Source organism: Paenibacillus phytohabitans (genome assembly GCF_013141775.1).
GTDB lineage: Bacteria > Bacillota > Bacilli > Paenibacillales > Paenibacillaceae > Paenibacillus_AQ > Paenibacillus_AQ phytohabitans.
This window is the reverse complement of sequence record NZ_WHOB01000094.1, coordinates 1-18,821: the sequence shown is the minus strand read 5'-3', so window position 1 is coordinate 18,821 and position 18,821 is coordinate 1. Positions and strand designations below refer to the sequence as shown.

Genomic DNA, 18,821 nt, shown 5'->3' with positions numbered 1-18,821 from the left:
GGGGCTACCCCAGAAGTCGCCCGAATGGAGCAATAGGAGTTGGCCTTAAATCTACATTAGCTGCACAGGCCGCGCACACCGCATAAGCTCCAGCTGATTCCCCATTAGGGTGATATTTATTTGTCCCAATAGAAGAATTTACAGGTTTCTGCTTGGGCATATTCAGAAGGTAGTGAGCCCGAGGCGGGTCTGCATCCGGTAGAGGAGATACTTAATCCATGTAATTTCACTCTGATATTCCTTCAGCGGCAGGCTGTACTCGGCTCCCTCGTTATTCCACAAACGGTTGAAGTAGCTCTCCATTTCAGCATATAGCGGCTGCCCCTGCGGCACGGATACCCATAGGTTATTCTCCAGATTATAGTCGTCCAGATTACGGGCCGTGAAATTCGTTGATCCGCCCAGAACGATGGAGTTGCCGGCTGCCTTGGCGATGAACAACAGCTTGCTGTGATACTGCTCCTTGCCCGTATTGTACCAGCGGATTGCGATATTCCCCTTAGACTTCCGGTTCAGCTCCATCGCAACCGGGCGGTTTGGGATACCGATTTTGTCCCGTCCGAAGGCATTCTGATTGGGATCCAGCAGCAGCCTTACTTCAGCGCCGCGTGCGTCAGCCGCCAGCAGGGCATCAATAATTCCGTCGTCCGCCAGATAGAACATACCCATCCAGATGACATCCCCCTGCCCTGCTGCCTTGATATCATCCAGAGCGTACTTGTACACTTTGCCCTCGGTTAAATAACGGACCTCGAGCTGCGGCTCTCCGGCGGGGAGGGCTTGATGCTTGAAGTCCGGTGTCTTGCTCAGCAAAGGGCCCGCTCCCGAGAGGTTCGCGGCAGCCTGCTCACTCTGCAGAATGTCAGCCAGAATGGGACCCTGCACCTCCAAGGCAATGTTAGAGTGATAGGCGCTGGCGTCATGCACATTCCCCGAAGAGATCAGCGCGGTGTTCTCACTGAGCACCACTTTGCGGTGATTGGCTTTGACATTGAGCAGCTTCAGATACGAACGCGCGGTAATATCGGGTCCTCCGCTGGCCATAAGATTGGGAATCCAGCCCTTGCCGGATTGTCCGAACCACTGAATGAAGGTCCGCCATACAGCGGAGTAGGCCGGGGTCGAGTCACGCAGCGTATCCACATCCGTCATAATAACCTTGATTCCGGCGGCTTTCATCTCTTCCAGCAGATGATTGGGCGCAGAGCTGTAATTGGTATTCACCTCATCGGTAATGAAGGCGATCTCCATCCCGGGATAGGCTGCTTTCTGGGCGATAAGCTTATCAGTAAGCTCCTGGCTGACTGCAGGGAACTGCTGGTCGGTGTGGGTATAGTCATTGAACAGGAACAGGTCGATTACGAGGAATTCTCTGGCCTCTCCAATAATCTGCAGAATTCTCGGGAGAATCTGTTCTTCCCTTGCTTCGGCCCCGCTGCTGTCCTGATAGGTCAAGTCGTGCCAGAAGGCTACATTCTCCACCTTATACGCAGGACTCTCCACGGAAATCCCGGGAGGCAGCGGTTTATGGGTCTGGTAGATCATTACCCCGGCTAACCATACCAAAAGAAGGATGACGGCAATCAGTATCTTGGAGCGGCGTCGCAGAATAAACTGCGGTTTCCGCTTGCGGGGTGACGTAATCGCACCGGAAGCTATAATTAGCTGCGACTGTTCGGGCGTAATGGAGCGGCTGCCTTGATTCATGGGATGATCCTCCTGGGTGCTGCGGAGCCAGAGTCCGTAGGTCTTGGCGCCGGCATTGTAACTACCTATTAACGCCCGCTGAGGAGAAGTGAAGCAGCTGACTGCAAAATCATCTGAAAGATCTATTTTTGCTAAAATCGCCGGATTTATACCGTATCGTTCCTGTAAAGCAGGGTTATACAAGTTCTAATGACATACAGCAGAAGCAAATGTATAATGAGTGTAAATAATTTGTATAAGGTTTGAATCTTCAGAAGTATTCAGTGTAAATAGGAAAAGAGTGTGAGATACATCGTGTATTCCATCAAACAGGTCGTCGAAATGCTCGATATTCCTTCGGTCACTCTGCGGGCATGGGAGAACAGGTACCAGGCTGTTGTTCCGGAACGTACCGAATCGGGCTACAGGCTGTACAGCCAGGAGAATATCGAGGACCTTCGCTGGTTGAAGGAACAGACGGACAAGCAGGGCATCAGTATTTCCCATGCCGTGCGGATGCTGAAGATGCGTAAGCAGAAACATCTGGATGAACGTCTGAACGTGGCGGGCGGTGACCCCAGAGATGCCATTGACAAAATGAAGCAGCAGATCTATACAGCCCTGCACGAAATCCAGGGCGAGCGGGCGGATGCATTAATCGATTTCGGGTTCTCATTGTACGGCTATGAGGCTATGGTATATCAGGTGCTTGTGCCGGTGCTGGTCAAGGTTGGCGATGCCTGGGAAGAAGGGACGGCAACGGTAGCCCAGGAGCATTATATGACGCATATGATCTCTAACCGGCTGTCCCAGTTTTTTCATGTGTTTCCCGTTTATGCGCATTTGCCGAAGGTGCTCGCCTTTTGTCCGGCGGGAGAGCATCATCAGATAGGGCTGCTGCTGTTCTCGCTTTTCCTGCGTAAGAACGGGGTTGAGGTCATTTACCTGGGGGCCAATACGCCGGAGGAAGGTGTTATGGATATGCTGGAGAAGCAAGGCCGGATCGGGGCAGTCTGTCTGTCCGTTACGGATGAAGAGCTTGTGCCGTACTGTGAAGATTTGCTTGGACGGCTCGCTAGCATGCACCCGGAGCTGCAATTTATTGTCGGCGGCAAAGGATATGAAACGGCCGGTCCTGGGGCCACCAGGGCGACCTATAAACTGGATGAGCCCCCGGAGCAGTGGCAAGCCTGGTTTGACCGGGAGTTTGCCCGAATGAAGCATAGAATGTAGCTTTTAGAACCGATCGGTACCCCTTGAGGGCCGGCCGGTTCTTTTTTGCTTTTACAGGCTGCGAACTCTAATTATTGGAAGTCGGATTGCTGATATTTACATGGCGCTGCAAAGTATGTATGATATTTGTATCATACTTGTATAGTTTTTGTATAATGTTTGAAAAGAGTTATCTGCCTCAAGACAGACAGCTATAAGGAGGAAGGCGCTTGACTGGACCCAAACGTACCGCGAAAGTTGCAATAATAGGCGCTGGACCAGGCGGGCTGGCTGCAGCTATGCTGCTGGCCGCCGAAGGCTACGCAGTGGATCTCTATGAGAAGCAGGATACAGTTGGCGGAAGATCGGGAGAGCTTAAGCTGGGCAGCTACCGTTTTGACCGGGGGGCTACCTTTTTGATGATGCCGCATCTGCTGGAGGAGCTGTTCGCCCTGGCAGGACGTTCCGTGCATGATTATGTGTCCTTGAAGCCGCTTGATCCGCTATATTCACTGCATTTCGGAGATACCGTATTTACACCTTCTACCGACCAGGAGCAGACTGCCGGAGAGATTGAGCGATTGTTTCCCGGCAACGGGAGCGGCTACCGCCGGTTTATGGCCGATGAAGCCGACAAGCTGGAGCGAGTCATTCCGCTGCTGCAGCGTCCGTTTCAATCCCTGGGTGACTATATGAAAAGAGATGTACTGCACGCGTTGCCTAAGCTGAACGCCGCAGATAATGTATACAACCGGCTGTCCCGGTATTTCGATGATGAACGGCTGCGGTTCTCGTTTACCTTTCAGGCTAAATATCTGGGGATGTCGCCCTGGGAATGTCCCGGTACGTTCACGATCCTGTCCTATATGGAGCACCGTTACGGCTTGTACCATCCGATAGGCGGAATTAACCGTGTCCTTCAGGCGATGTCTGAGGTGATTCAGGAGCATGGCGGGCATGTGCACACCTCCAGCGGAGTGAAGCGCATAGTGGTCAAGAACGGGCATGCGGCAGGATTGCTGCTGGAGAACGGGGAGCGGGTGGAAGCGGATTACGTTGTGATCGGGGCCGACTTCGGCTCAGCGATGACGCAGCTGTTCGAGCCCGGCATTCTGAAGAAATACACCCCCCGCAAGGTTGCCCGGAAAAGATACTCCTGTTCAACAGCCATGCTGTATCTGGGTATCGATGGGGAGGTGGACCTTGGTCATCATTCGGTTCATTTCTCCGCCGATTACCGGCGTAATGTCGAAGAAATTACTAAGCTTGGGGTATTATCCGAAGACCCCTCTATATATGTCCATAATCCGTCGGTTATCGATAAGACGCTGGCGCCGCCGGGCAAGTCTTCACTCTATGTGCTGATGCCGGTGCCTAATCTGAGCGCAGAGGTCAACTGGCAGCAGGCGAGTGCGGAAGTTGAAGCGCAGATGATGGAGCGCCTGGAGCAGATTCCCCAGCTTGCGGGAATAACCGGGCGGGTGGAAGAGAGCTTATTCTTCTCTCCGCTGGACTGGCAGAACAAGCTGAATGTATATAACGGCGCAACCTTTAATCTGGCCCATAATCTGGGGCAGATGATGTATTTGCGGCCGCACAACACCTTCGAGGAGGTGCGCGGCATCTGGCTGGTCGGAGGCGGAACCCATCCGGGCAGCGGCTTGCCGACGATCTTCGAGTCGGCGAAGATCAGTGCGCGGCTGCTGCGGGAGCATGACCAGGCCCTGCGGGGCAGCTTCACCGTGCCGGCCGGCGCTCCCGGCGCGGGCGCGGGGGTTCCGCTATGAGCCGCGTAGCCGTTGTGGGCAGCGGAATCGGCGGGCTGACCGCAGCGCTGCTGCTTACCCGGCAGGGGCATGAGGTTGTAATGTACGAGCGCGCAGAGCAGGTGGGCGGGCGTGTTGCCTTTGAAGAACAAGGCAGCTACCGGATAGACCGCGGGCCTACCATTGTGCTGCTGCCGGAGATGCTTCTGGATATTCTGGAGGAAGGCGGGCTGCCGCGCGGAAGTCTGGAGCTGCTGCGCTGTGATCCGCTTTACCGGGTTCACTTCAGGAGCGGGCGCGTGCTGACCAAATTTGCGGGGGCCGCGGAGCAGGCAGAGGAGATTGACCGTCTGTATCCCGGAGAAGGCAAGGGCTTCCTGCGGTTTATGGAAGATATGTCACACTTGTATCCAAAGGGTAGGGCTTCGTTTCTGGAGAGAGGCTATAAGAACGGGCGCGAATTTTTCAGCCCGGCCAATGTGTCGCTGATGGTCCGTCTGCGGGCGTACCGAAGTCTGCGCTCTGCAGTCGGGCAATATTTCAGGCATGAGGAGCTAAGGGATGCCTTCTCCCTACAGAGCCTGTATATCGGCGGAGCCCCCTTCCGCACACCGGGAATCTATATGATGCTTCCCTACGCGGAGCATGCCTTCGGCATCTGGATGCTGAAGGGGGGATATGGCACCCTGCCGCAGATCATTGCCCGGGAGCTGGAGGGCCGCGGAGTACAGATTCATACCAGTACAGAAGTTGATTCCCTGATGGTAGAAGGGGGAAGCTGCCGCGGGGTCGTCGTTCAAGGCCGGCAGATAACCTATGATGCCGTGCTGTACAACGGTGATTTCCCGTATATTGAGAAGCTGCTTCCATCCGGGTTGTTCAAGCGGGACAAGAATCTGGCCGGAACTACAAATAAGACAAGCGGCGCTACTGATAAACCGATCCGGCACGGCAGCTTCACACCTTCCTCAGGCTGCCTGCTCATCTATGCAGCTGTATCCAAGCGTTGGCCGCAGTCTCAGGTTCACCAGTTCTTCTTGCCGGACAGTCTGGATAGCAGTCTCCATGAGGTGTTTGACCGTGGGCAGATCCCTGCTGATTCATCATATTATGTGTTCAACCCGGTAGTGCTGGACGACAGTGCCGCTCCTCCCGGAGAAAGTATACTGTATTTCCTTGTCCCTGTTCCGGCAGCACCGGATAAGGATTGGGATGATATCGCCGAAGCACTGGCCGGCAAGGTGCTAAGGGATGCCGAGAAGCGCGGATTCCCGGGGCTTACCGCCAGTATAGTCTGGCGCAGGCTAAGAACGCCGGCCGATGCCCGTAAGGAAGGGATGTACGGGGGCGGGAGCTTCGGAATAGCCCCGATGTTAAGCCAATCCGGTGTATTCCGGCCTCAACCGAAGCCGTATCCGCTCCAAGGCCTGTATGCCGCAGGAGCATCCGTCCATCCCGGCGGCGGTGTGCCGATTGTGATGCAGGGAGCCAGGCTGGCAGTTCAAGAACTGATAAAGGAGATGAGCGGTCATGAATGAAAGGATACTGCAGCAATGTGAAGAACTGATGAAGAAAGGGTCTACTTCCTTTTATAAGGCTTTTAATTTTCTGCCAAGTCCCAGGCGTGAGGCAGTGCATGTTATTTATGCCTTTTGCCGGATTATTGATGACAGTGTGGATGAGCCTGACAGCTCGCCGTACAGCATTCATGAACTGAAGGCGCATTTCAGGGATCTGGAGGAGGCGGACGGACATTTCATCTGGCCGGCGCTGCGCTGGCTGTTCAGCAGCTTCCCGCAGCTTCAGCGTGAGCCTTTTCACCTGCAGATGGAAGGCCAGATCAGAGATCTCTCCTTCACCCGGTACGAAACGATGGAGCAGCTGAAGAGCTACTGCTATCTTGTAGCAGGGACCGTAGGGGAAATGCTGCTGCCCGTTCTGCGGGATGATCAGAATGAAGCGGCACGGGCCGCAGGGATATCGCTGGGTATAGGCATGCAGCTGGTGAATATTATCCGTGATGTAGGCGAGGACCTGCGGAGAGGGCGGAGATATGTACCGCTTGAGGTTATGGAGCGACAGGGTTACAGCCAGCAGGAGCTGGAAGCCGGAGAGGTTAATGAGCCGTTTATCGCTGTGCTTCAGGAGCTTAGGGCGGAGGCGCTGCACTGGTTTGAAAAGGGCCTGGAGAATGTTCATACGTATCCCTGGGAGAGCGGCATGTCAATTGAACTCGCTGCCGCCTTCTATGCCGCCATTCTTGATGCCGTAGAGGCAGACGGCTATGACGTATTCCACAAGCGGTCTTATGTCAGCGATGAAGCCAAGCTCAAGCTGTTCAGGCGTACGGTAGTGCGCTATACCGGTATCACAACCGTGGTGGTGTAATCATGATCAGAACCCTATTTTGGATCTGGTATGGAGTCGGCGCTCTGCTGCTGATCTGGTTTGGGATTCCGGAAAGTCTGAGCTTTTCCAATGGTTTGTTTCTAGTCTTTTATGGTGCATATGCCGCGCATTTATTATCCTCCGGGCAGGCTTGGCCCTTCATGTCTGACTGGTCAGTCATATCTGTTGAACGCCGCCGTAAACTTTCCATGTGGCGTGCTGCAGGCCTGATCTGGATGGGAGGAATGGCTGTCGAATGGGTCGGCGTTCATTCAGGCCGGTTGTTCGGTGAGTATCACTACTCTTCGGTGCTCGGACCTTTATTGTTTGGTGTGCCGGTTACGCTGGGCTTCGCCTGGATCGCTGTCGTCTGCAATGCCGTACTTATCAGCTATGATTTCGGGCAGCGCGGCTTGCGCCTGCTGCTGCTGCGGGCCGTTCAGGTCGGCTTCTGGACGGTGCTTCTGGATCTGGTGCTTGATCCCGTTGCCCATGCCAGAAACTTCTGGCACTGGGAGGGAGTTGGCGGCTTCTACCAAGTCCCCTGGAGCAATTTCGGGGGCTGGCTGATTGCCGGCGCTGCCTTGTCCATGCTGCTGCCGGCTGTGCCGGTTACCTGCCTGGCGGCCCGCCGCGGTACCCGTCTGTACCAGGCGATTCTGATTCTGTTCGGTCTTATCAGTCTTACAGAGGGTCTGCCGGCCTGTGCAGTGATTGCCGGATTAGGCACTGCTCTGGCGGAAGGGAGCTTGCGTTATGCTGGAAGCCGTCAAGTCGGGAAGCTTTGACCGCTTGTTCTACCGCTATAATTCATTTTATCTGCTGCGCAGGCATTTCCATTCCATCGGAATATGCGGGGATCTGCAGCCTGCAGCGGCCGAAGGCAGAGGTATCCTCTATCTCATGAATCACAGTTCCTGGTGGGATGGTCTGCTCGCCTATCACGCGGCAGGGAAATTGGCGGGAAGCAGGCACTACTTCATGATGGAAGAGGAGCAGCTGCGCAAATATGCCTTCTTCCGGAAGCTTGGCGCCTATTCCATTAACTCCGCCGGTACGGGGGACTTGCGGGCTTCATTGCGTTATACAGCGGGACTGCTGCAGGCGGGAGAGAGCGTCTGGATGTATCCGGAAGGTGAGATTCTGCCGCTGGAGCATCGTCCGCTGAGCCTGAAAGAGGGGGCGGCACTGGTGCTGCGTCTCAGTCCGCTGACTGCGGTAGTGCCGGTAACGCTATATCATGGCCTGTTCCGCCATACCAAACCGGAAGCGACACTGCTCGCCGGAACCCCGCAGCTGCTGCCTTGGGCCGATATGGACCGCTCAGACATTGCCCGCAGCCTGGAGGCTGCGCTTGGCGAACAACTGGAGGCACACCGCAATCAGATTCTTAATCATAAAGGTTACATGCCGGAGGAATTCAGGCCGCTTCTGAAGAGGGGAAGATCCACCAATGAATGGCTTGACATGCTGAGGCCGGGCAGGGGGAGCCGATGATCACGGTCTTACAGATCATATCGGTTGTGCTGCTGCTCCAGCTGCTGTTTGCGGTGTGGAATGCAGCGCAGCTTCCCAAGCTGGGCGCGGGAATTAGCCGAGGGGCTTCAGAAGTACATCCGGTATCGGCAGCATCAGCAGTACGGCGCCTGTCCGTGCTGATCCCCGCACGGAATGAAGCGGATAATATTGCGGACTGCCTATCCTCTGTGCTGGCTTGCAGCACCAGCGGAAGGGAAGTGGAAGTAAGAGTGCTGGATGATTCCTCGGCAGACGGCACAGGAGCGATTGCCGCTGCAATCCTTGGAGACAGGGCATGTGTTATGCGGGGACGGGAGCTGCCGGAAGGCTGGCTGGGCAAATCCCATGCCTGTGCCCAGCTGGCGGAGGCTGCAGAGGGTGACTGGCTGCTGTTTCTGGATGCGGATGTCCGGTTGCAGCCGCTGGCTCTGGAGGCGGCATTCTCTGCGGCCGAAGCTCAAGGCGGCGGCATGGTCACAGGATTCCCCCGCCAGGTCACCGGCACATGGCTGGAGCGGCTGGTGGTTCCCCTGATGGTCTTCACGATCATCTGCCACCTGCCGGTTCCGCTTGTCCGCGGTTCAAGAGACCCGCGTTTTGTTGCGGCACATGGGGGCTTCATCCTGATCCACCGGGATACTTATGCCCGCTGCGGCGGGCATGAATCGATCCGTGGTGAACTGGTCGATGATATGGCGCTGGCCCGTGCGGTGAAGCGTGCTGGAGAACCGGTGACCCTCGCAGATATCACCGGTCATGCTTCAATGCGGATGTATCACAATGCCAGGGAAGTGTGGAACGGCTACCGCAAGAATATCTATGCCGGTATCGGCCGCAGCCCCGTGCTTCTGCTGGCTGTGCTTACGATGTATTTATCGCTCTATATGCTGCCGGTTGCGGCAGTCTTATACTATTGCATGACCGGGCAGCCTTCATCTGCGGTTATGCCGGCTGTTGCAGGGCTGGCCGGTATCGCCATCAAGCGGACCAGTGATGCGGCAGGCAGGCAGCCGGTCTGGTTCTGTTTGCTTTTGCCGGCCGGTATACTCTGCTTATCCTTAATTGCCGTGGCATCCTGGCGCGGAAGCCGGTCCCGCGGGGGCTACGAATGGAAAGGTAGGCGTTATTTATGAAACCGAAGGCTGTGATTATAGGTGCCGGATTCGGAGGGCTGTCCTGTGCGGTAACACTGGCCGTCAAAGGCTGGGAAGTAACCGTGCTGGAACGGCAGCAGCAGCCGGGCGGCAAGCTGCAGCGTGTCGAAGCGGGAGGATACATGTTCGACCGTGGCCCGAGCACCATTACGATGCCGCATGTCTTCCGTTCGTTGTATGAGCTTGCCGGGACCCGCATGGAGAAGTATGTCCGGCTGTATGAACTGGAGCCGCGAACCCGCAATGTATTTACTGACGGCTCAATCGTTGATTTCTCCCGCAATATCGGGGCTATGCAGGAGCAAATTGCGTCTTATAGTCCTGAAGATGCTGTGCGCTATCCAGACTTTCTGGCCGAAGCCTCGCGTCTATACGAGCTCAGCGGGCAGCAGTTCCTGAACAGGCTGCTGCTGTCCTGGCGGGACAAATTATCGCTGTCTCTTGTACGGGACCTGCTGCGCGTCAGGCCTTTTCTTAATCTTCATGGCCTGCTGCTCCGTTATTTCAGTCATCCGAACACCCTGGCTATGCTGGGACGTTATGCCACATATGTCGGTTCCTCGCCGTATCGTGCGCCTTCGATATTTGCGATGCTTGGACATCTGGAGATCAGGGAAGGGGTCTACGGTGTCAGGGGCGGGACCTATGAGCTGGTCAAAGGCTTAACTACACTTGCCCGGGAGCTGGGCGTACAGCTGGTTACAGGCACCGAGGTTACGGGGATTTCGGTAGTTTCCGGCGCTGTGGAAGGGGTGGATACGGCTCAAGGATTCTATCCGGCCAAGACTGTTATAGCCGGCGGTGATGTGCTGAGTATCAACCGTATGCTGCTGCCCGAAGAGAACCGTCCGGGCATGACAGACCGCAAGATTGAAGCCTACGAGCCGTCCTTGTCCGGGCTGGTGACACTGGCGGGAGTGCCGCGCAGATATGATACCCTGCTGCATCATACGGTTTTTTTCCCTGAGAATTATGAACAGGAATTCAAGGATATCTTTGAGCATAAACGTCCTCCGCAGCAGCCTGCGGTCTATGTATGCCACTCGGGTTATTCCGAGCCTGAGCTGGCGCCGCCGGGCGGCAGCAATCTTTTTATACTGGCCAATGCGCCGTATCTGAGCCCCGCCTGTGACTGGAACGAAGAAACCGCTGCTTACGGGGAACGTGTGCTGTCCGTGCTGGAGGGCCATGGAATTACAGGGTTATCCCAAGCGGATGTCCTGCAGCGTTATACCCCCCGGGATATCGCTGACGATACTCTCGCCCACCGGGGGGCCATTTACGGGATATCCTCCAATTCAGCGCGGCAGACCTTCTCCCGCCCGGGGAACCGCTCCAGGGATGTTAAGGGGCTCTGGTACGTCGGCGGAACTACGCATCCCGGAGGAGGGACGCCGGTTGTATCCTTGTCCGGAAGGCTGGTGGGGGAGTATATTGCCGGGAGTCAATAAAAGACAGAAGAAATCCGCCCGTGTCAACTGCCGGGCGGTGTTGTGCTATAATGAAATGTACTTGTGCTTAAGAAGCCTATAAGTAGCGTCTCACGCTACCGGACATATATGAATACAGGGTAGAACGGAGGAAGACAGCATGAATCATATGCCGCAGGACGGTGTGCCGCGAAGTCCGGAACAGCAGCCGGGCACAGAGTACGGGTCAGCATCGCGGGCAGCAGGCACTGAGGGACATAAATCTCTGCTGCCTGACTCCAGAACCGGGGAACGCAAGATTGAGCATGTGCGGCTCTGCCTGAATGAAGACGTTACCGGCAGCGGAATTACAACCGGCTTCGAGCAGTACAGGTTCCGCCATAACGCACTGCCGGAGCTGGACTTTGAGGAGATCAGGCTCGGTACGGAATTTCTCGGCCGGGAGCTGCGGACACCGCTGCTGATCAGCTCCATGACCGGGGGGAGCGAGGCGACCGGGCACATTAACGCCCGGCTCGCCGAAGCGGCCGAGCGCCGGGGCTGGGCCCTCGGCGTGGGTTCTGTCCGCGCCGCTGTAGAGCGTGCAGAGCTGGCGGCTTCTTTTCATGTGCGCGATAAGGCTCCCACAATTCCGGTTATAGCCAATGTCGGGGCGGTGCAGCTCTCTTACGGCTTCGGTGTAGAAGAGTGCCGCCGCGCGGTAGAGATTGCCGGGGCAGACTGGCTGGTTCTGCATCTGAACGGGCTGCAGGAGGTTTTCCAGCCGGAGGGAGACACAGGGTTCGCTTCCCTGCTGAAGCGGATAGAGGCGTTATGCCGTAACCTTGAGATACCGGTAGGTGTCAAAGAAGTAGGCTGGGGCATTGACGGAGACACCGCAGCCCTGCTGTATAATGCAGGTGCTGCCTTTATCGACGTTGCCGGTGCGGGCGGCACATCCTGGAGCCAGGTGGAGAAGTTCCGCAGTACGGACCCGGTACGGCGCGCGGCTGCGGAGGCCTTCGCGGACTGGGGGATTCCCACGGCGGAATGCATTACCGAAGTACGCGCGGTCTCTGCGCACGGCGCGCTGATCGGCAGCGGCGGGCTGAAGCATGGTGTGGATGCCGCCAAGGCGCTGGCGCTTGGGGCCGACTTGGCCGGCTTCGGGCGGAATCTGCTGGGTCCGGCTGTCAGCTCCGAGGAGGCGCTGGACCAGGCGCTGGCACAGGTTGAACTGGAGCTGCGCACGGTCATGTTCGGCATCGGCGCGCCGGATCTTGCTTCCCTGCGCGGTACCCCGCGTCTTATCCGGCGCTAGAAGCAAGCCGATGAATATGGAATTAAAGGAAGGGCTAAAAAACAATGATCAAACTGGTCCAAATGGACGAATCGACTTTTCAATTTTTCTTAAGACAATCCACCCGTGATTACGCAGAGGACAAAATAAAGGCCGGAGCCTGGGATGCTGAGACCGCCATGAAATTGTCCCAGGAAGAAATGACACGTTTCCTGCCCAAAGGACTCTACACAGAGGGGGCTTATCTCTATTCTATAGTAGAGGCTGAGAGTGAAGCTGAGGCCGGGTACATCTGGTTTAATGTGAACGAGAACCGGGGAGTCCGGGAGGCGTTCATCTATGACTTTTATATTTTCGAACCTTTCCAGAGTAAGGGGTACGGCAAGCAGGCGCTGGCTGCATTAGATGAAGAAGCCCGGAAGATGAATGTGACCCGGATCGGACTGCATGTCTTTGGCCAGAATGACCGTGCTTTTGAGCTGTACAAAAAAATGGGCTTCCTGGTTACGGATATTACGATGTCGAAGACTTTGTAGGTGCAGGGCCGGGAAATAGCGGTGAATGGTGTTGTAAAGTTTTATTACATTATTTACATGTTTTTGGGTCCCCCAAAAGCATCTGATTAATCAACGAGGCTAAAGCTCCGCATTATGGGGTGGCGTTCCCTTGACATCCGCTGTTGCTGGAGGTTTTGTTCTAATATATAATGGTTTAGATCAGTACGGTAATTCATGCGGTGATCAATTCAACCGAAAATAGGAGTTGTCATATAAATGGCTTTGAAAGCTGGAATCGTTGGACTTCCCAATGTAGGGAAATCGACATTGTTTAATGCTATAACACAAGCGGGGGCGGAATCCGCCAACTATCCTTTCTGCACCATTGACCCGAACGTGGGTGTCGTGGAAGTGCCGGACGAACGTCTGAATAAGCTGGTCGAGCTGGTGCAGCCGCACAAGACGGTTCCGACCGCTTTTGAATTCGTAGATATTGCCGGACTCGTGCGCGGTGCGAGCAAGGGCGAAGGTCTGGGCAACAAGTTCCTGGCTCATATCCGGGAAGTGGATGCCATTGTTCATGTGGTCCGCTGCTTCGTTGATGAGAACGTAACCCATGTGGACGGCAAGGTGAATCCGATCAGCGACATCCAGACGATCAACCTGGAGCTGATTCTGGCCGACCTCGAAAGCGTCGAGAAGAAGATTGAGCGTTCCCGCAAAAATATCAAGGGCGGCGACAAGAAATTCGCTCAGGAAGTAGAAGTACTGGAGCGCGTTAAGGAAGCTCTTTATCTGGATCAGCCTGCGCGCAGCCTGGAATTATCCGATGACGAGCGTCTGATCGTGCGCGATCTTCACCTGCTGACCCTGAAGCCGGTGCTGTATGCGGCGAACGTGGGCGAGGATGAAGTGGCGACTGCTGAAGAGAACCCGTATGTTAAGCAAGTACGTGAATTCGCAGCGGCTGAGAATGCTGAAGTAGTGCCGATCAGTGCCAAGGTGGAGGCTGAGATTGCCGAGCTGGAAGGCGAAGACAAGGCGATGTTCCTGGAAGAGCTGGGTCTGCAGGAATCCGGGCTTAACCGCCTGATCAAAGCGGCATACAGACTGCTCGGACTCTACACCTATTTCACAGCGGGCGTGCAGGAAGTCCGTGCGTGGACTATCCGCAAAGGCACCAAAGCACCTGGAGCGGCCGGAGTTATTCATACGGACTTCGAACGCGGATTCATCCGGGCTGAAGTTGTAGCTTATACGGATCTGGTAGCAGCAGGCTCGATGAACGGTGCCAAAGAGCGCGGCCAGCTGCGTCTGGAAGGCAAGGAATATCTGGTGCAGGACGGCGACGTTATGCATTTCCGCTTCAACGTATAGACCATTTAACGTATAGACCATTTATAGTGTAGGGCAGAGAGGCCATTCAGAGTAGAGTTGTTTACTTGCTGGATGGTTCTTTTTGAATTTTGGATAAGGATGAGGGTCAGCTCCTATTTGCGCAAAACCCGAAAAGGCGGCTTCAGAAGCCGGGGGATACGATGAACCAGGGTTCGGCTGGGACAGTGGCGGACGGCGAGCGTCTGCGGTCTGGTCTACCGTCTGGTCTGTCGCTACCGCCTGCCGCCTGCGGTGGAAAAGCAGTTGGATAATCTCCACTTGCTTATGAACAGAGTGATCCTTGCCAGGCAGTAGTTGGAAAAACAGCACTTAATATTCAGCAAATAGATCACTTTCGAGGAAACGCCTGAAATTTAATGACGTTTATCCAATTAATTCCCTTTAACGCTGCAAAACACCGAAATTAAGATACGTTTTTCCAACTATTCATGCAGAGTGGCTCCTCCTCCTATGACCGCCGTATAATCGCCGTATGACCGCCAAGCTATACAACTACTAATATCCATGGGAATGAAGCCGGGAGCGGCATCAGATATTTATTCAGTACCGGGTTATTTTGTAATCAGGACACGCGCCTGATGCATAACTTGGCTGCAGCTTTTACATCATAAGGTGGCGCAGCTCAGGATTCAAAAGATTTCCTGATTTCGGCGCTTTGTACTGTAGCCAATTGGCTGGAGTGGTGGTATAATATAAAGTCGTATATCTATTTTTGTTGTATCGACAATATTAAGTATGTATAACCGAAGAATTTGAATCAGGAGAGGTGAATTCCCTTGTTGGACCGATTGCAATCCCTGGCGGACCGCTATGAGAAACTCAGTGAACTGCTTTGTGACCCGGATGTTGCAAACGACAGTAAGAAACTGAGGGACTATTCCAAAGAACAATCCGACTTGCAGCCCGCCTTTGAGGCGTATAGCGAATATAAAAATGTAATGGAAGAGCTCGAAGCCGCCAAGATGATGCAGGCTGAGAAGCTTGATGATGAAATGAAGGAAATGGTCAAGATGGAGATTGACGACCTGTCTTCGCGACAGGTAGTTCTGGAGGAAAAGATCCGTCTGCTCCTGCTCCCCAAAGACCCTAATGATGATAAGAACGTAATCGTGGAAATCCGCGGCGCAGCCGGCGGGGACGAAGCAGCCTTGTTTGCCTCTGACCTGTACCGGATGTATACCCGTTATGCCGATACCCAGGGCTGGCGCGTAGAGCTGATGGATGTTAACACGAACGATCTCGGCGGATTCAAGGAAGTTATCTTCCTGATCAACGGCCGCGGCGCTTACAGCAAAATGAAGTTCGAAAGCGGTGCGCATCGTGTGCAGCGTATTCCTACAACCGAATCCGGCGGACGTATTCATACTTCAACTTCTACCGTTGCGGTTATGCCGGAAGCGGAAGAATTCGAAATTGAAATTCATGATAAGGACATCCGTGTCGATACCTTCTGTTCCAGCGGCGCGGGCGGACAGTCCGTTAATACGACCAAGTCTGCGGTGCGTGTAACCCATGTACCTACCGGTATCGTAGCTACCTGTCAGGACGGCAAGTCCCAGAACTCCAATAAGGAGAAGGCGCTGCAGGTGCTGCGTGCCCGTATCTCGGATCTGAAGCGTCAGGAAGAAGAAGCCAAGTACTCCGGAGAACGGAAGAGCAAAGTAGGAACCGGGGACCGCAGTGAGCGTATCCGTACCTACAACTTCCCGCAGAGCCGTGTAACGGATCACCGGATCGGCCTTACCCTGCACCGTCTGGAGCAGGTCATGAACGGAGATATCACCGAAATCATCTCGGCACTGTCTATTGCGGAACAAGCGGAATTGATGGAAAAAGGAGAATAATGCTTTGAAACACGACTCTTACGTCATGTCGGAATTGCAAAGCATCCGGGAAGCCTTTGCGGAGGCTTCTTCTTTTTTGGCCGGGCACGGATGCAATGAGCCGCAGCGCAGCAGCCAGCTGCTGCTGGAGCATGTGCTGGGCTTGTCCGGAGCGGCATATTATATGGCGCTGGCTGATCCATTCCCGCCAGCGCTCAAGGCGCAGTGGGAAACGCTGGTCACCCGCCGGGCGGCGGGCGAACCGGTGCAGTACATCATAGGCGAGCAGGAATTCTACGGCCGAGCCTTCGAGGTTACGCCCGATGTGCTGATTCCGCGCCCGGAGACGGAGCTGCTCGTCGAGGCAATTCTGCGCTACGGCGCGGAGCTGTGGCCGGACGGGGCAGTTGCGGTGCGGGGCGAAGCCGGGCAAGAAGCCGGCGGGCCCGCAGGGGAGAGAGCCGCGGGTGGTGAGGCGCCGGGGCCTGCGCGGGGCGAAGCCGCACAAGAAGCCGGCGGACCCGCGGGGGAAAGAGCCGCGGGCGGTGAGGCGGTGGGGCCTGCGCGGGGCGAAGCCGCGCAAGAAGCTGATGGGCCCGCGGGGGAAAGAACCGCGGGCGGTGAGGCGGCGCGCCCGCGCGCCGTGCGTCCGCTGACCGCCGTCGACATCGGCGCCGGCAGCGGAGCGATCTCCGTCACGCTGGCGGCGGAAGCGCCGGCGTGGCGGGTCTGCGCCGGCGACATCTCGCCCGGCGCGCTGGCCGTGGCCGGGCGCAATGCGCAGCGGCTCGGCACGTCCGTTGACCTGCGGCTCGGCGATCTGCTCGAGCCGTTCGCGGGGATGGAGACGGATATTCTCGTCTCCAACCCGCCGTATATTCCCGGCGGCGACATCGCCGGGCTGCAGCGCGAGGTGCGCGACCATGAGCCGCGCACGGCACTGGACGGCGGCGGGGACGGGCTTGATCCCTACCGCCGCATGATGGAGCAGCTGCCGCTGCTCCCGGCTCCGCCGCGCCTGGTCGGCTTCGAGCTCGGCCAGGGACAGGCCGGGCAGGTAGCTGAGCTGCTGCGGGCGGCCGGCCACTGGAACGAGATCATCACGATCGAGGATCTCGCCGGGATTCCCCGGCATGTGCTGGGGATCGCCCGCTAGCGTCCCCATCCTGGATGCAGCTGCCAGTAGGCAGAAACCGCCAAACGGTGAAATTGTATTTATGCTGCCCCTTCCTTTACAATAGAAATGACGGGACCTCTGTATGCGGCTGCGGCCAGGAGACAAGAGGAACCAGTACTGAGTAAGGAGACAGAATATGCTTCAGAAGATTAAGAAGATAGACGGCGTCATCCTGGTCATTCTTGTGCTGCTGATGGTAGTCAGCATTTTCTCCATATACAGCGTTACCCACGGGCGCGACAAGCTGGACGGATCGCATATCAAAATGATCAAATTCTATATCCTGGGCTTCATCGCCTTCATTGGGCTCACCTTCGTGGATTATCGTCTGCTTGTCAAATATGCGCTGTATGTTTACGTTACAGGCATTGGGATTCTGGTGCTGGTCAGCTTTATCGGTACAGAACAGAACGGCGCGCAGGGCTGGATTAAATTCGGGAGCTTCAGTCTCCAGCCCGCCGAGCTGTTTAAGCTGATTCTGATCCTGTTTCTGGCTGCGGTGCTGGTCCGCAAGAATAAGAATAAGCTGCTGTTCTGGCGCGATGTCGTGCCGCTGGGTCTAATGAGCCTATTACCGTTTTTGATCGTACTAAGCCAGAATGACCTTGGGAATGCGCTCTCCTATATCGTGATTCTGGTTGGCCTCCTCTGGATCGGTAATATCAAGTTCACGCACGCGCTGATCGGGCTGTTAATTATTGGCGGAAGCGCGGCTGCCGGAATCATGAGCTACATTCATTACCATGATGAAATCAAGGATTTCCTGACAGATATCGGCCGTTCCCACTGGGTAGAGCGCTTTGATCCGTGGCTGGTACCGGAAGAAGCGACGGCCAAGGCAAGCTATCATACCAAAAACGCCAAAATCGCCATAGCCTCCGGCGGTATGAGCGGCGAAGGCTATATGGAGGGCAGCTCGGTACAGACGGATCGTGTGCCGTATACGTATTCTGATTCGATTTTTGTACAGATTGCCGAGGAGTTTGGCTTTGTCGGATCGGCGCTGGTGCTGCTGCTCTACTTTATCCTGATTCACCGGATGATTCTGATTGCACTGGAGTGCAAGGACAGGGGCGGGCCGTTCCTGATTGTCGGCATTGTCGCGATGATGCTGTATCAGATTTTTGAGAATATCGGTGCCTTCATCGGCCTGATGCCGCTGACCGGGATTACGCTGCCGTTCATCAGCTTCGGGGGGACCTCACTCCTGATCAACATGGCCAGTATCGGTCTGGTAATGAGTGTACGCCTGCATGGTCAAGAGGTAGAGGAAGATTTGCCGAGTCCTACAATCTATTCTTCTCCGGTCAAGCAAGGCTAACTGTATACTATAATATCTCTGATTCAATCAGAGGTAATCCGCATGCCGGGGCTCTTCGAAAAGGAAGGGTTCCGGCGTTTTGTTTGTCTGTACGCTAGTACAACATCAGAACTTAAGAAGTGAGTTGATTCTCAAGCATGCAGCGATGGATGTGTTCAGTTTCAAGGGGGAA

General features: G+C 55.5%; 15 protein-coding genes. 14 read left to right on the top strand and 1 reads right to left on the bottom strand.

The genetic code is table 11. The features are described 5' to 3' along the window. Positions 1-162: 162 nt before the first annotated feature. On the bottom strand, positions 163-1,707 hold the full coding sequence (locus GC101_RS32575) for a phospholipase D family protein (protein WP_171720696.1): 1,545 nt from the start codon (positions 1,705-1,707) through the stop codon (positions 163-165). A 282-nt stretch (positions 1,708-1,989) separates the two neighbouring features. Between GC101_RS32575 and GC101_RS32570 the strand changes: the two genes are divergently transcribed. The 14 genes from GC101_RS32570 (at position 1,990) to GC101_RS32505 (ending at position 18,649) form a co-directional block, all read left to right on the top strand. Then, positions 1,990-2,919 carry a MerR family transcriptional regulator gene (locus GC101_RS32570; protein WP_343049846.1) on the top strand — a complete coding sequence of 310 codons (930 nt, stop codon included), beginning with the start codon at positions 1,990-1,992 and terminating at the stop codon, positions 2,917-2,919. A gap of 209 nt (positions 2,920-3,128) precedes the next feature. After that, entirely contained in the window at positions 3,129-4,685 is a 1,557-nt protein-coding gene (locus tag GC101_RS32565) for a phytoene desaturase family protein (RefSeq protein ID WP_281365939.1), read from the top strand. Next, positions 4,682-6,202, top strand: a complete 1,521-nt coding sequence (locus GC101_RS32560; RefSeq protein ID WP_171720695.1) for a phytoene desaturase family protein — start codon at positions 4,682-4,684, stop codon at positions 6,200-6,202. The genes GC101_RS32565 and GC101_RS32560 overlap by 4 nt, the downstream gene beginning before the upstream one ends. Further along, on the top strand, positions 6,195-7,052 hold the full coding sequence (locus GC101_RS32555) for a phytoene/squalene synthase family protein (RefSeq protein ID WP_042140267.1): 858 nt from the start codon (positions 6,195-6,197) through the stop codon (positions 7,050-7,052). The genes GC101_RS32560 and GC101_RS32555 overlap by 8 nt, the downstream gene beginning before the upstream one ends. A 2-nt stretch (positions 7,053-7,054) precedes the next feature. Next, complete coding sequence (locus tag GC101_RS32550) at positions 7,055-7,840, top strand: carotenoid biosynthesis protein (RefSeq protein WP_171720694.1); 786 nt, start codon at positions 7,055-7,057, stop codon at positions 7,838-7,840. Beyond that, entirely contained in the window at positions 7,809-8,549 is a 741-nt protein-coding gene (locus tag GC101_RS32545) for a lysophospholipid acyltransferase family protein (protein ID WP_171720693.1), read from the top strand. The genes GC101_RS32550 and GC101_RS32545 overlap by 32 nt, the downstream gene beginning before the upstream one ends. Beyond that, a complete protein-coding gene (locus GC101_RS32540) occupies positions 8,546-9,703 on the top strand; it encodes a glycosyltransferase family 2 protein (RefSeq protein WP_171720692.1) in 1,158 nt (385 codons plus the stop codon). Before GC101_RS32545 ends, GC101_RS32540 begins: the two co-directional genes overlap by 4 nt. Next, positions 9,700-11,175 carry a phytoene desaturase family protein gene (locus GC101_RS32535; RefSeq protein ID WP_171720691.1) on the top strand — a complete coding sequence of 492 codons (1,476 nt, stop codon included), beginning with the start codon at positions 9,700-9,702 and terminating at the stop codon, positions 11,173-11,175. Before GC101_RS32540 ends, GC101_RS32535 begins: the two co-directional genes overlap by 4 nt. A gap of 139 nt (positions 11,176-11,314) precedes the next feature. Then, complete coding sequence (gene fni, locus GC101_RS32530; RefSeq protein WP_171720690.1) at positions 11,315-12,454, top strand: type 2 isopentenyl-diphosphate Delta-isomerase; 1,140 nt, start codon at positions 11,315-11,317, stop codon at positions 12,452-12,454. A gap of 44 nt (positions 12,455-12,498) precedes the next feature. Continuing rightward, the gene (locus GC101_RS32525; protein ID WP_246354622.1) at positions 12,499-12,969 is read left to right on the top strand and encodes a GNAT family N-acetyltransferase; all 471 of its coding nucleotides are present in this window, start codon (positions 12,499-12,501) and stop codon (positions 12,967-12,969) included. 237 nt (positions 12,970-13,206) lie between these two features. Then, complete coding sequence (gene ychF, locus GC101_RS32520; RefSeq protein WP_039309103.1) at positions 13,207-14,307, top strand: redox-regulated ATPase YchF; 1,101 nt, start codon at positions 13,207-13,209, stop codon at positions 14,305-14,307. Between the two features lie 797 nt (positions 14,308-15,104). Further along, the gene (prfA, locus tag GC101_RS32515; RefSeq protein ID WP_039309100.1) at positions 15,105-16,172 is read left to right on the top strand and encodes a peptide chain release factor 1; all 1,068 of its coding nucleotides are present in this window, start codon (positions 15,105-15,107) and stop codon (positions 16,170-16,172) included. A 4-nt stretch (positions 16,173-16,176) separates the two neighbouring features. Then, complete coding sequence (locus tag GC101_RS32510) at positions 16,177-17,307, top strand: HemK/PrmC family methyltransferase (protein ID WP_171720689.1); 1,131 nt, start codon at positions 16,177-16,179, stop codon at positions 17,305-17,307. A gap of 157 nt (positions 17,308-17,464) precedes the next feature. After that, a complete protein-coding gene (locus tag GC101_RS32505) occupies positions 17,465-18,649 on the top strand; it encodes an FtsW/RodA/SpoVE family cell cycle protein (RefSeq protein WP_076246353.1) in 1,185 nt (394 codons plus the stop codon). Positions 18,650-18,821 lie beyond the last annotated feature (172 nt).

Bases quoted from the DNA above. Each gene is read 5' to 3' on its own strand.
- GC101_RS32575 (WP_171720696.1), bottom strand. From the start codon at position 1,707: ATGAATCAAGGCAGCCGCTCCATTACGCCCGAACAGTCGCAGCTAATT.
- GC101_RS32560 (WP_171720695.1), top strand. From the start codon at position 4,682: ATGAGCCGCGTAGCCGTTGTGGGCAGCGGAATCGGCGGGCTGACCGCA.
- GC101_RS32555 (WP_042140267.1), top strand. From the start codon at position 6,195: ATGAATGAAAGGATACTGCAGCAATGTGAAGAACTGATGAAGAAAGGG.
- GC101_RS32550 (WP_171720694.1), top strand. From the start codon at position 7,055: ATGATCAGAACCCTATTTTGGATCTGGTATGGAGTCGGCGCTCTGCTG.
- GC101_RS32545 (WP_171720693.1), top strand. From the start codon at position 7,809: ATGCTGGAAGCCGTCAAGTCGGGAAGCTTTGACCGCTTGTTCTACCGC.
- GC101_RS32540 (WP_171720692.1), top strand. From the start codon at position 8,546: ATGATCACGGTCTTACAGATCATATCGGTTGTGCTGCTGCTCCAGCTG.
- GC101_RS32535 (WP_171720691.1), top strand. From the start codon at position 9,700: ATGAAACCGAAGGCTGTGATTATAGGTGCCGGATTCGGAGGGCTGTCC.
- fni (WP_171720690.1), top strand. From the start codon at position 11,315: ATGAATCATATGCCGCAGGACGGTGTGCCGCGAAGTCCGGAACAGCAG.
- GC101_RS32525 (WP_246354622.1), top strand. From the start codon at position 12,499: ATGATCAAACTGGTCCAAATGGACGAATCGACTTTTCAATTTTTCTTA.
- ychF (WP_039309103.1), top strand. From the start codon at position 13,207: ATGGCTTTGAAAGCTGGAATCGTTGGACTTCCCAATGTAGGGAAATCG.
- GC101_RS32505 (WP_076246353.1), top strand. From the start codon at position 17,465: ATGCTTCAGAAGATTAAGAAGATAGACGGCGTCATCCTGGTCATTCTT.